The 12559-nt window shown below is 41.8% G+C and carries 10 protein-coding genes; 5 read left to right on the forward strand and 5 right to left on the reverse strand.

The genetic code is table 11. The features are described 5' to 3' along the window. Positions 1-54: 54 nt before the first annotated feature. Positions 55-489 (forward strand): molybdopterin-binding protein, encoded by a 435-nt coding sequence (locus tag BV372_RS04145; protein ID WP_086683685.1) that lies wholly within the window; start codon positions 55-57, stop codon positions 487-489. Between the two features lie 702 nt (positions 490-1191). Further along, positions 1192-1770 (forward strand): Crp/Fnr family transcriptional regulator, encoded by a 579-nt coding sequence (locus BV372_RS04150; protein WP_086683688.1) that lies wholly within the window; start codon positions 1192-1194, stop codon positions 1768-1770. A gap of 236 nt (positions 1771-2006) precedes the next feature. Here the strand turns inward: BV372_RS04150 and BV372_RS04155 are convergent, their stop codons facing one another. Continuing rightward, positions 2007-2291: a DUF427 domain-containing protein gene (locus BV372_RS04155; protein WP_086683690.1), complete on the reverse strand. Its 285-nt coding sequence runs from the start codon at positions 2289-2291 to the stop codon at positions 2007-2009. A gap of 425 nt (positions 2292-2716) precedes the next feature. Further along, a complete protein-coding gene (locus tag BV372_RS04160) occupies positions 2717-3022 on the reverse strand; it encodes a DUF4090 family protein (RefSeq protein ID WP_086683693.1) in 306 nt (101 codons plus the stop codon). 214 nt (positions 3023-3236) lie between these two features. Here BV372_RS04160 and BV372_RS04165 point away from each other — a divergent pair, with 214 nt between their 5' ends. Beyond that, complete coding sequence (locus BV372_RS04165) at positions 3237-3626, forward strand: hypothetical protein (RefSeq protein ID WP_086683696.1); 390 nt, start codon at positions 3237-3239, stop codon at positions 3624-3626. Positions 3627-3682: 56 nt separating this feature from the next. On the opposite strand, the gene BV372_RS04170 is transcribed toward BV372_RS04165, so the two are convergent. The 3 genes from BV372_RS04170 to BV372_RS04180 form a co-directional block, all read right to left on the reverse strand. Then, positions 3683-3937 (reverse strand): hypothetical protein, encoded by a 255-nt coding sequence (locus BV372_RS04170; RefSeq protein ID WP_086683699.1) that lies wholly within the window; start codon positions 3935-3937, stop codon positions 3683-3685. Between the two features lie 76 nt (positions 3938-4013). Beyond that, on the reverse strand, positions 4014-7079 hold the full coding sequence (gene ppc / locus BV372_RS04175; protein ID WP_086683702.1) for a phosphoenolpyruvate carboxylase: 3066 nt from the start codon (positions 7077-7079) through the stop codon (positions 4014-4016). A 101-nt stretch (positions 7080-7180) separates the two neighbouring features. Next, complete coding sequence (locus BV372_RS04180) at positions 7181-7417, reverse strand: hypothetical protein (protein ID WP_086683705.1); 237 nt, start codon at positions 7415-7417, stop codon at positions 7181-7183. 219 nt (positions 7418-7636) lie between these two features. Between BV372_RS04180 and BV372_RS04185 the strand changes: the two genes are divergently transcribed. Both BV372_RS04185 and BV372_RS04190 read left to right on the forward strand, forming a co-directional pair. Beyond that, positions 7637-10678: a DUF1574 family protein gene (locus BV372_RS04185; protein WP_086683708.1), complete on the forward strand. Its 3042-nt coding sequence runs from the start codon at positions 7637-7639 to the stop codon at positions 10676-10678. Between the two features lie 92 nt (positions 10679-10770). Continuing rightward, positions 10771-12270 (forward strand): MBOAT family protein, encoded by a 1500-nt coding sequence (locus tag BV372_RS04190; protein WP_086683710.1) that lies wholly within the window; start codon positions 10771-10773, stop codon positions 12268-12270. The last annotated feature ends 289 nt before the right edge of the window (positions 12271-12559 follow it).

A 12559-nucleotide genomic window follows, 5' to 3' on the forward strand; every position in this document is an offset into this window, starting at 1 on the left:
CTTGGTAGGATCATAGCAAGATCAAAAGTATATACCAACTAAATTGGTAAATTTATGCCAAGAAAAGAACAAGGATGGGTAACATTTCAAACTTCAGAAGAAGAGCGCAAAATACTGGAAGAGTTCTGTAACCAGTCTCAGCGTACTAAAACTGAAATTTTACGAGAATTGGTACGTGGTTTAAGCCAACACTCTTCATCAGCATTGCCACTAACTAAACAGGATACGAAAAAAGATGTTTACACTGCTGAGGTAGAAATTAGTAGTCAAAAGAAACCATTAAAAGTTAGCTCGCGTAATATTCTCAAGGGAGTTGTCAAACGGGTAATTACAGGATCTGTTAATACTGAAGTGACTCTAGAGATTGTTCACAAAGTTGAACTAACCTCTATGATCACTAGAGTTTCAGCAGAGGAGTTGGGTCTGTCTGAGGGAACTGAAGCTTACGCAGTAATTAAGTCCAACGATATTGTGATTGCTAGGGAATAATTACCAAATTTTCAGAAGTTCCTGCTGTTGAAAACAAGAACAGCCTTTTTGCGCTGAGGATGCTAAGGCAATGCTCATTAGTATCAATTAAGAAGAAATCCAATCATAGTATAGTTTTCTGGCTTTACTAGTTTTACTCTCAATATTCTTTGTGCCACATAGGGATATAAAAAGCTCCACACAGGATGCAGAAAAAGAGCAGAGAAAGGATTTGATGTTGAGTGTCACTTAGGATTGGAGCTTCAATCGATACTAGTGGGCTAGGCTTCTGTTGAAGTATTGAAATAATACATAAAACTACATTAATTAATAATATTTAGTTTTTTACCTAGGGGCGTTAGCGTAGCTCCTTTCTAAGCAGGCTCGCGTTCACAAATAGGGCATGAAAATCTTTTCTAGCCCCAGTTCTCTGAAATTCCAGTGCCAGTTTGTTTACAGCCAAAGTTAATGTAAATAATTTTGTCAATCCGCCCCAATCTTCCTCAAGAGCTATAGTTATTTATTTACTTCTGTGTTAGAGATAACCGGAGAATAACTATGCTTGATTGGTAGTTTGATATTTACACATAGATAATATGTGTGCTAAATCTCCTTAGGCAGATGTCATTGCAAGTATTAATTATCCTAAGTCAATTCTTGCATCTAAGCTAATTCCGATAATTTCTAAAGCAACTCCACAATTTTCTCTACCAAAATATTTTTATGGTCTATTCTGCTAATGTGTCGTATAACTCTGCCATTAAAGAACAAATCCCCCATCGCTTATTTACCAGGCGGGAAATGATACCGCCACGCAACGATGTACTATGGCGAATCGAACGTGGTGCAGTTCGCACCTTAACCTGGAGTGAAGAGGGAACATTTATTACTTTGGGTTACTGGGGTACTGGAGATTTAATCGGTTCTCCTTTGTCTAAAGTCAAGCCCTACCAAATTGAGTGTCTAACCAATGTAGAAATTAGTATAGTGCCACCTCATCTTTGGTATCAAGATGTCACAGCTTTACTTTCTCACATTCAACAGGCAGAGGAACTTTTAAGCATAGTGCATTGTAAACCTATGTCTGTGCGTTTGTGGCAATTTTTAGTCTGGTTAAGCCGGAAATTTGGTCGTGAGGTAGAACAGGGTAAATTGATTGACCTGAATGCTACTCATCAAGAAATGGCTGAGGTATTAAATACAACAAGAGTAACAGTAACGCGCCTTCTCCAGCAATTTGAAGAAGAAGGAACACTGTTACGTCAAAAACGCCAAATGATATTGCGTTTGCCAAATAAATGAATCAAAAATCTTTTCAAAATTCTGGTGGTTGATACAACTCAACCACCCAAAAATTGGTTAAATTATGACTGACTAGTACAGCATGGCGTAAATAAACAGACCATTAACAATGCTGCAAAAGGCCGGAATACAATTCTTTTGACTTTTGACTTTTGACTTCCAAGGCTGCGGTACTAGCTAGGGTAAACATCTTAGAAATTAAATGATTCCAAGAGTTAAGCACCAATTAATTTTCGCTAAGCCTCGACTTTAACACCTCGCCAAAAGGCAACATATCCTTCAATATTCTTAGCTTTTTCTTTAGCACTGGGATAGTACCAAGCAGCGTCTTGATTAACTTGCCCATTCACTTCAACACTGTAGTAACTAGCGACACCTTTCCAAGGGCAAGTAGTGTGAGTATTACTTTCTTTGAAATACTCTTTCTTAATAGCCTCAGGTGGAAAGTAATAATTACCTTCTACAACTATAGTATTATCGCTCTCGGCTAAAGTAGCGCCATTCCAAATTGCTTTCGGCATAAGTGACTTTCCCAATAAACTTTACACATAATATTATGATTCGTAACCTAGTCTTTTTGCAGCCCGTAAGCATTTGGGAGCGCTATTGCGATCGCGAACGAGTAAGGATAAATATTTCCCGTAATTCAACTAAATGGTGATGTCATTTTGCTAATTTTATGCTAAAAAATCTTAACTCATTTGGCTTGTACGCAAAAAAATACCCTTCCTTGTCACTTAGGTGACTAACAGAGAAAGGGGTATATGAGCAACTATGATTTAGTTGACTTATAAAAATATAGAACTCCTATTTGATTTTTGAACAAATTCGGTACACTTCAATTTCCCCTCTCTGCTGTTCCCCGTTCCCTGTTCCCTGTTCCCTCCCTCAACGAGTGATTTCTCCGAATCAAATCGGATTGCTATAGTTTATTGACCAATCTTTGCTATTTACCGCCGTAGAAAAAGGCAATTTCTTTTTCTTTCAAAGGCGCAAAACCAGCATCTACTAGCAATGTATCGAGTTCTGCTTGGGGAATGTGTTTTGCACCAATTCGGACAATGCGCGATCGCATAGTATTCGATACGCCGCTACGCTGTCTATTTGCCTCTAGTGCCATGACTTTGTTATACAGTTCCAGCTTAGCCGTTGGAATGGGAGAACCGTCAAAATCAATTCCCTGTGCGATCGCTTCGTCAATAGCATCAGCACCTGTGGTTGTTTGATTTACTTGATTAGTTTCAGCAGTCATGAAAATTTGCTCATTAGGCTAAGAACATATTTTACCAGCCATGCTGACGCCAAATAACTGCTTTTGCTACTATCGATATCCCACTTAGTGATACTACCTTGCTTGCTGCTGCAAGATAAATTTCATGACTGTGGCTTTGAAGGTGACTGTACTCTTGTCACTTTTCAAGATTTTGGTTTAATCTCAAACCATCGGTGTAGCTATAGGTGATGCTATGTCTGACGCCCAAACTCCCCAAAACCAGGACCGTACTCTTGAACAAGCTCTGACAAACAAAATCATAGATGATTATTTTGACAACTCTGAAAGCTGGCTCAGAGCTATTCTGCGGATGTGTATCTTCTCTTTGGCTCACCTGGATCAAAAACCGGTGTTCGTCGTCGAGTGTCCAAATCAAGCAGTAGCCAAGCGACTCAGCCGTAAAACTTATCCTTTTCGAGGAATTGTCTATTACTTAACTGATTATCTTGATGGACACGATCGCACTCTATTTTGCTACCAAGAAGTTAAAAGCGGAAAATGGCACTGTTATGATAGCAGTACGCAATCGTGGAAAACCCTGAGCCATTTGCAAGCACCTACTGCCTCAACGGATAGTCAATAGGCAATCGTCAAGGCTCAGCAGTTTTAAGCCATTTACTCTGGACTTTGGACTTTTGACTAATTACGAGTTTGGTGTGTTGCTAAACCGGCAACAAATGCTCCCAAAACTGTGCCCATCCATAGCCCTGTCGTGCTACCTTGCCACATTGCTCCTGGTATCACCCAGGTGTTGCACATTTCCTTTAAGGCCCAAGGCTGATTTTGACACTTCTGACTATGCCGCATTAAGGTGATGTGTCCGCAGATGTAACCACCAAAAAAGCCTGATGATAATGCCACTAAGGTACAAATTAAAATTCTATTTTTAATCATTAGTTAATTGTCAGCAGTTAGAGTGGCTGGTTGTATGTGTTTTACCACTGGCCGCTGACCACTGACTATTAACTTTTCAACCTGTATTTCTCATACCTGCCGCAATACCGTTAATAGTTAACAATGCTCCTCGCAGTAACTCGCCTTTACTGTAACGAGAGTGGATCACACCAGATGGAGCAGCATTGCGTGACTGTCGCAGGCGCTTGAGTAGGGAAACTTGGATAAACCCTAAAGGTACAATTGTGCCATTGCGTAACTGTACTGAACGCTGCAATACAGGATCGCCATCTAGAAGTCGATTATGTCCGGTAATTTTTAAAACTAAATCTTTGGTGCGATAGTATTCGCTAGCAATTTGCTCAAAAACCTTATCAAATCGCGGTTTATCTTCTGGATTTGACAACTCTTGGACGTAATGCTGGGCCATTTGCATGTCTACTTTTGCCAAGGTCATTTCTGCTTTAGAAATTACCATCTTGAAAAAAGGCCACTTCACGTAAAAGTATTGCAGCAGTTTTAAGTGTTCTTCTGGTTCTGCTTGCAAAAATTCTTGCAAAGCTGTACCAACACCGTACCACGAAGGTAGTAAAAACCTTGTTTGTGTCCAACTGAATACCCAAGGAATAGCTCTCAAACTGCTTAAATCTTTCTTACCCGATGGACGGCGCGCCGGACGAGAGCTAATTTGCAGCTGGCTAATCTCTTCAATGGGAGTTACTTGGTGGAAAAAGTCGATAAAATCTGGTTGCTCATAAATTAACGAGCGATAATGACTACGCGATCGCGCTGCTAGTTCCTCCATAATTTCATTCCACGGTTCGATATCATCAAAACCTGTTTTAAGGAGGCTGGCTTGAATTACAGCAGTGGTAATCGTTTCCAAATTATACAAAGCCAAGTCCAGCAAGGAATATTTAGAAGCTAGTACTTCTCCCTGTTCGGTGATTTTGATTCTGCCATTAATACTGTGACCAGGTTGAGCCAAAATCGCTTCATAAGCCGGGCCACCTCCCCGTCCTACAGAACCGCCGCGTCCGTGAAAAATCCGCAGATTCACACCATACTGTTCTGCTATTTGCTGGAGTGATTTTTGAGCTTTATGAATTTCCCAATTGCTGCTTAAAAAACCAGAGTCTTTGTTACTGTCAGAATAACCCAGCATCACTTCTTGTAGATTCAGGGTTAGCGGACAAGTAGCGTGAGTAGAAAGGTCTGCTTTGTTTTCCTTGTCCTCTACTTGCTGGTAGCCTCCCGCTAACAAAGCACGATATAACGGTAGTTCAAATAGTTCTCGCATCACACTTCTAGAGCGTAGCAAGTCTTCTACCGTTTCAAACAGAGGCACAACTTGAATTGTACCCACAGCGATCGCTGGGTCAAAAAGTCTGGCTTCTTTGGCTAATAACAAAACTTCTAGTACGTCGCTGACTTCGCGGCACATACTGATAATGTAAGTTTGGCAGATGTGGACACCAAACTCTTGTTGTAGCGATCGCACTATGCGGAAAGTTTCAATTACATCGTTGGTTTTTTCGGAAAATGGCAATTCTGCTGGAATTAACGGCCGACGGGTTTGCAGTTCCCCTGTTAGCCAAGCCACTCGTTGTGCTTCCGAGAGTTCATTATAAGATTGGGGCAAGACTTGCAAATATTCCAGAATCTCATTTAAGGTATCGGAGTGACGTGAAGATTCTTGGCGAATATCTAACTGTGTCAGGTTAAACCCAAAAATTTCTACCTGAGCAATGAGATTATCTAATTCCCGACAGCTTAAACCTGTCTCAGTCAAGTTGCGTTGAATCAACCGCAGTTCTGCTAAAAAATCCGACCCCGAACGGTACATGGGTTTGTCTTCATTTTTTGGCGTTTCCCGCTTATATAAAGCTAGATTGCGATCGCGTGTATTTTCTAGCCTTTTTAAAACATAGGATAACTTCAGACGATAGGGTTCTTGGCGATAACGTAGCGCTAAGGCGTCATATATTTCGCTCAACTGCGACTGATCCAACTCCAGAGATTCCAGCAAATCTGGTAAAACATCACTCCAGTGCATGGACACGCTCAATAATTCAATCAGCTGCTTCACTGACTGAATATATCTCCCCAACACCATTTTCCGTTGATAACAAGCAGTCTGCCAGGTAATTTCTGGTGTGACTGAGGGGTTACCATCTCTGTCTGAACCTACCCAAGAACCAAAGGAGCAGAAATTTTTCTGGGGTGGTTCTAGCCACGGAAAGGTCTTATTCAGAGCGTATTTAATCCGTTTGTGCAGTTGGGGAATACCGTCAAATAACACTTCTTGGAAGTAATGTAGGGCATAGTCTACTTCATCCAAGACAGTAGGCTTAAACTGGTGCAGTTCATCGGTGCGCCACCACAGGCGAATTTCTTCGAGTAATTTTTCTTGTATTTCTGCTGCTTCCCAAGGATATCCCCCGGTTGTACTCCCAGAGCGATTTTCTACCGTATCCAACTGTTGCAATAAATTTACCACCTGTCGTTGCTTATCCCGGATAGTATGACGCACAATTTCCGTAGGATGAGCTGTAAACACTAATCGCACATCTAGTTGGGCAATCAGGCGTTGAATTTGCTGCGGTGGTACATTCAGTTTGAATAAATGCGGGAATAAAGCCGCGAAAGTACCTTTTTGTTTGTCTTTTTCTTTGGCAACCCAACTCTTAGCTAGCAAATCTGCGCCTATTGCCCTTGTAACAGGTGCATCGTTTTCTCTTTGGTTAGATGAATAGCTAATATTGGGTAAAACTTCTGAATCTTCTATCTCTGCCTCTGCTTCAGAATAGCGAGTCAATTGCTGCCGTTGTTCATATTCCTGCTCTATGATGTTGATCAACTGGAAATATAGAGCAAAGGCACGAGCTGCCCGAATTGCCTCGTTGATATTGAGTTGTTCAATCAACTTCACTGCCGATGAAGCTTGGTCATGAGTGGCTTGGCCTTCTGGCGAACACAAATCGCGCAGTTGCCCTAACAAATCTACCATTTTTTGTCCGCATTCCTGGCGGAGTACTGACTCCCACAATTCCTCCACTATTTGGAGGCGATGACGCAAAAATAATTCCGATGCGGGGTAGATGTTCGCCGCCTGAGACAAAGAGTATAAAAGGGAACTCATATTCTCTATTCTTGCAAGACAATTACTGTTTTGAATGCTATGTTCTGTAAGCAACACTCATAGGAATAGCCCAGAGTGCTTCATTTCTTAGAGTAAAATTTTTAACTGTTCTTTAATTCGTTATCTTCTGGAAAGTCGAGTATGGGTAGGCGATCGCCCCGAAATAATTCTTCACTGGCTTGCCCCAAAGATTCTAGGGCTTTGACCGAGACTTGCCCTGCTGTGACCAGCAGTAGTATAGACGCTGTACCTATATTTAAGAGCAAAGATTGGGGAATGCTAAACAGCAACAGATTTAATTCAGGGTTGGGTGAGGGTTTTTGGGTGGCAGGAGACATTGCTAATTCCTGGTTGTTTGCAGATTAGTAAAATAAACGGAAAATCCAAAATTCGCATGGCTCACAATTGTACATAAATATCTATCTTTGCCCATTTTGCAAGCCAAGAAGGTAACAAAAGTGTTAAAACCAAACGTCAGGGTGTGATAAATCTATGGTTCTAGTTTACAAGTGCAGGCACTATCCCCCAATACTCGCTTCCTCTAAAGTTAATTGCCCATGAAAACAGCATCTCAACTAGATCGCCAAAAATCCTTAGTCCAATGGGTAAGCCAAGCAACTGGGATTAGCACTGTCGGGGTGAAAATCCGGTTGCGGGGAAATGACTTACATATCCTTTGTGAAGGGACAGAGTGCCCGCGACGTTGGCGGACTCTGTCTGACTTGCTGCAAGCAATCCAGCAAACCGACTTAGATGTCCTAACAAACAGCGAACAAACCTCAATATACCAAGTATTGGTCTACGGACGAAAAAAAGGGGAGATCCGGCCCCAATGGTGTCATCGGGTTTATTTAAATCAACTTGATAGACATTTGGAGCAGGTGAACCAAGCCTTGTTAGAAGATAAGAAAAAATCCCAAGTACCAGGTGGAGCGTTGATTATATCTAACGAAAGCCTGGCAAAACAAGGACATCCAGATGCCATTGCTCGCTATCTGAGTGAAACCTTGAGTAGGTTAGGTGTGGCGGTACAGGTAAAAGTTAAGCCGCAACATCCCACACAAACAAGCTCCTTAGAGGAACATCGGCTGTGGATATTTTGTCAGTCAGGTTATAGTCCCGATCCTTCATTACTGGCAGAGCCAATAGCCCAGAAGTTGCGCTACCTTAAGCTGTCCGGTTACCAAGATGCAGTGATAGTTTCGCAAGTGAATGGCGAAACTACACCTGATTGGCTGCTGCGGGTGGATTTGACGCCACCAGAGGTAATGCTGAAAGAGTGGGCGCGTTGGGGGGATGTGCAAGCGATCGCCAGGCTGTTAACTGAGCTGTTATCAGAGTTAAAAGTGGCTGTACAAGCTTCGCTGCAAGAATCAACCCTACATATATTTTGCACCCCAAGTTCTGACCCGCTAGAAATCGCCCCAGCGCCAGATAAGCATTTATGCTTGCAAGCGATCGCCGAGCAACTAGATATCATCGCTCCCCAAGGTATCAAAGCTGCTACTGTATATGGGCAAAAAACTGCTGATAAGCAACCAGCTTGGATTGATTGGCTGACTTTACCTGCTGCTCAAAATCCAGCCCAGTCACCATCAGCCTTAGAGTTGGCAACTGCTGGTGATGAACCTGCTGTCCATTTCTTACTAGAACGTTTACTTAATCCTGATTTGGATTGGCGACTGAAGACGGGCGGTATCCGCGTAGTCCCGCTTATTAAAGGCGATTTATTACACATTATGTGTGATGCTCCTGTTTGCCCAGCCCGGAAAAAAGTGGCAAACAAAGTCGTTCAGTTAATCCGTCAGTTAAAACTTCCTGGGGTTTTAGGCGTGCGTGTCTATGGTCGCCGTGCAGGTAACAAGGAACCTGCTTGGCATCATGGCCAAGATTTTGTGCGTCGTCAACGTTTAGTACCAGAAGCTACTCCCGAATTCGCGGCTGCTGCTATCTATATTAAAGATCTGGTACCATCTCAGACTAATGAACCAATCCTGCGTCCCGAATTGACTACAGAGGAAGTTCAAACTTTTATTACAGAAGTAGCGCGAGATTGGGTTACAACAGCAACTGCCAAAGTCAAAAAATTGCTATTACAAACGCAATTTTTTACAGAAATCGATCAGCCGACAGAGTATAACCCGGAAGCTCAAGGAATTAAGGTTGCTCTTGTCTGGGGTACTCTGGGATTATTGCTGACGATGCAAACTGATTGGGTGTTGGGTCAAATCATTACTCGTACTATCCCAAATCCGCCATCTCAGGTTGTTAGTGCGGTAACTCCATCATCACCCGCTAATCAAAAGACATCTCCCAAGCTTGGAGCAAATCAAAACCAGAGAACAGCATTTTTCGCTAACACTAATAAGACTAAACCAAATCAGGGTAAGAGTTCTGTATTTAATGCTTCTGGCTTTACCCAAAGTGAGGATACCGAGACAGAAAGCTTGGAAGCTGCTCCATTGAAGGAAAAAGCTACCGCCACCGCGATTCTATTAGCAGCGCGATCGCAGATGCCCAGTTTTAATGCTAGGCAATTAGATGAGCAAATAGCGTTGTACAAACAGCGTTTAGCTAAAACTGGGACTCCTCCCCATGTGTTGATTATTGGCTCTTCTCGTGCTCTTCGGGGAGTCGATCCGGCTGCACTTTCTCAAGCTTTGGCAACTCAGGGTTATCCCAAAATAGATGTATTTAACTTTGGGATCAATGGTGCTACGGCCCAAGTCGTAGACTTTATTATTCGTCGGGTGTTAGAACCCTCAGAACTACCAAAACTGATTGTTTGGGCAGATGGTTCCCGCGCTTTTAACAGTGGGCGCAAAGATATCACTTTTGCGGCGATCGCTGCATCAGCAGGCTACAAACAAGCATTGCAGAAAGCAATAGCTACAGGTACTACTGATGAATTGCTCAAAGATCCGGCAAATTCATCTAGTGAACAAAAAGCTAAAACCCAAAAACCAGAACTGAGCAGCTATCAGCTAGCCAATCAATGGCTCAATCAAGCTGTAGCCGCTGTTTCTGCTAGCTACTCAAACCGCGATCGGATTAAAGAGTTATTGCAAAAACAACTCAACTCTTTACCTTTGATGAGCGATCGCATTCATGTTAGTACATCGTCTATAAAGTTAAGCAACGATGCTCCAGAAGAAGAGACTTCTCAGCAGTCCGTTGACTTTGATGGTTTCCTCCCTTTGTCTATCCGCTTTCATCCCACTAGGTATTATCAAAAACATCCCAAAGTTACGGGGAATTACGACAACGATTATCAGTCTTTCAAAGTGGAAGGTGAACAAGACACTGCTTTTCAAGCACTGCTTCAGTTTACTCAGACTCGGAAAATTTCTTTAGTATTTGTCAACATGCCCCTAACGGCAGACTATTTAGACCCAGTACGTCAAAAATATGAGCAAGAATTTCAACAATACATGTTACAGATGTCTAACAATCCCAACTTTATTTATCGAGACATAAGTAAACTGTGGACAAAAGTTAACGACTATTTTTCCGATCCTAGTCACCTCAACCGCTATGGAGCTTATGAAGTCTCGAAAAAGCTAGCTCACGATCCAATGATTCCTTGGACTGCAAAGTAGAGAAATCAGGAAGCAAGGAGGTAGGAAAGGCAACAGGGACAAGGAGAATAACTGTTGACAATGACTAATGATTAATGACTAATGACTAAAAAATGAACTTTATATCAATTTTCTACGGGCTATTCTTGCTGAGTGTGCTGGGAATTTACTGGTCTTTGTCAGAACAAAAGTTACGTTTGTGGACATTGCTGATTGCCAGCTTGATATTTTATGGATCTTTAAATGTTCAGTACATACCTCTACTATTAGCACTTACTTTTATTAACTTCCGCTTGGGACTGGAGATTGCTAAAAACACCTCTTCTGGAAAAAATTCTCTTGATGGGCAAATTTATAACGAAGAGTTGTTGTTTTCCCAAGCTGACTGGAATCTACGCCGTTTAAAGCTTTTGTGGCTAGGAGTGATTTTAAATGTTTTACTGTTATTAGGATTTAAATATTTACCTCTGTTGTTAAACGCTGTTTTTCCATTGCCAACAACTTCACAAGAAACAGCTTTTAAATTTATTGCACCTTTGGGAATTTCATTTTTTACTTTTGAATGTATTTCTTATTTAATTGATGTCTATCGTGGTGCGCCTGCTACTAGTCAATTCCTAAAATTTGCAGCTTATAAATTATTCTTTGCTAAACTAATTTCCGGTCCAATTACTCGCTATCACAACCTAGCAACTCAAATCAATACACTACAATTTCCTAGCCCCAACCAAGCTGCTGAGGGACTGTGGTTAATTGCTAGAGGTGCAGTTAAAAAAGGTATACTGGCAGACCATTTAGGAATCTTTGTAGATTTATGTTTTGGCAATCTCCAACGAGCAGGTAGTACAGATCTCTGGCTAGCAACATTTGCCTACGGTTTACAGTTATATTTGGATTTCAATGGTTATGTAGACATTGCCCGAGGTAGTGCGCTGTTATTTGGCTTTGTTTTGCCTGAAAATTTTGACTTTCCTTACTTCAGCACCAGCATTGCAGAATTTTGGCGGCGCTGGCACATGACATTGGGCGATTGGCTGCGTAACTACATTTACTTTCCTTTAGGTGGCTCCCGCAGAGGTTTGACTCGCACCTGCTGGAATTTAATGATCGTGATGATAATTGCTGGTATTTGGCATGGTTCAGCCTGGGGTTTTATTGTTTGGGGCGCATACCACGGGTTAGCCTTGATAGTTCATCGGCTTACAGATGCGCTCAGCGATCGCCATGAGAATCTGGAGCATTTTTGGCAAAAACCTCTAGGCATATTTCTAGCTTGGCTGTTCACCCAACTAATGGTTTTCACTTCTTGGATCTGGTTTCGCTTACCCAATCTCCAAGATTCTGCGTTGGTATTTCGGCACCTATTGGGTTATCCAGCAGATATCCAGTTTGCACAAAAGGTTTATGTAGAAGCTCTGAACATCAGCCAGTCCCAACTTGCTGGGAGATTAGTATTTTTGGCTATGCTGATGACCTTTGCCTATGCTTTCAAGAGTCGGCTCAAGGTAGAATTCAACTGGCCTGTCAAGCTTGTCTTCGTACCTCTTTGCTTCTATGCCGTGTGGTTATTAGCTCCTGAAGGTAGCTTGCCATATATCTATTTCGACTTTTAATGATAACTTCCACATCTGAGCAGGCTGGGCAATACATAAACAAAATTTTTACTTTATATAAGTAATCTTAATCACTAAATGCACAAGATTATGAAAAAATAAATAACATTTTTAACTTAAATTCATGTAGAGTTGAGAAGTATCGGTTGAAGCTTAATTCACCGTAATTCATTTTTCAAGATTAATCGCACTCATAAAACAATGACAACAACCTTACAACGGCGCTCTGGCGCTAACGTATGGGATCGGTTTTGCGAGTGGATCACCAGCACCGAAAACCGGATTTATA

Source organism: Nostoc sp. T09 (assembly GCF_002154695.1).
Taxonomy (GTDB): Bacteria; Cyanobacteriota; Cyanobacteriia; order Cyanobacteriales; family Nostocaceae; genus Aulosira.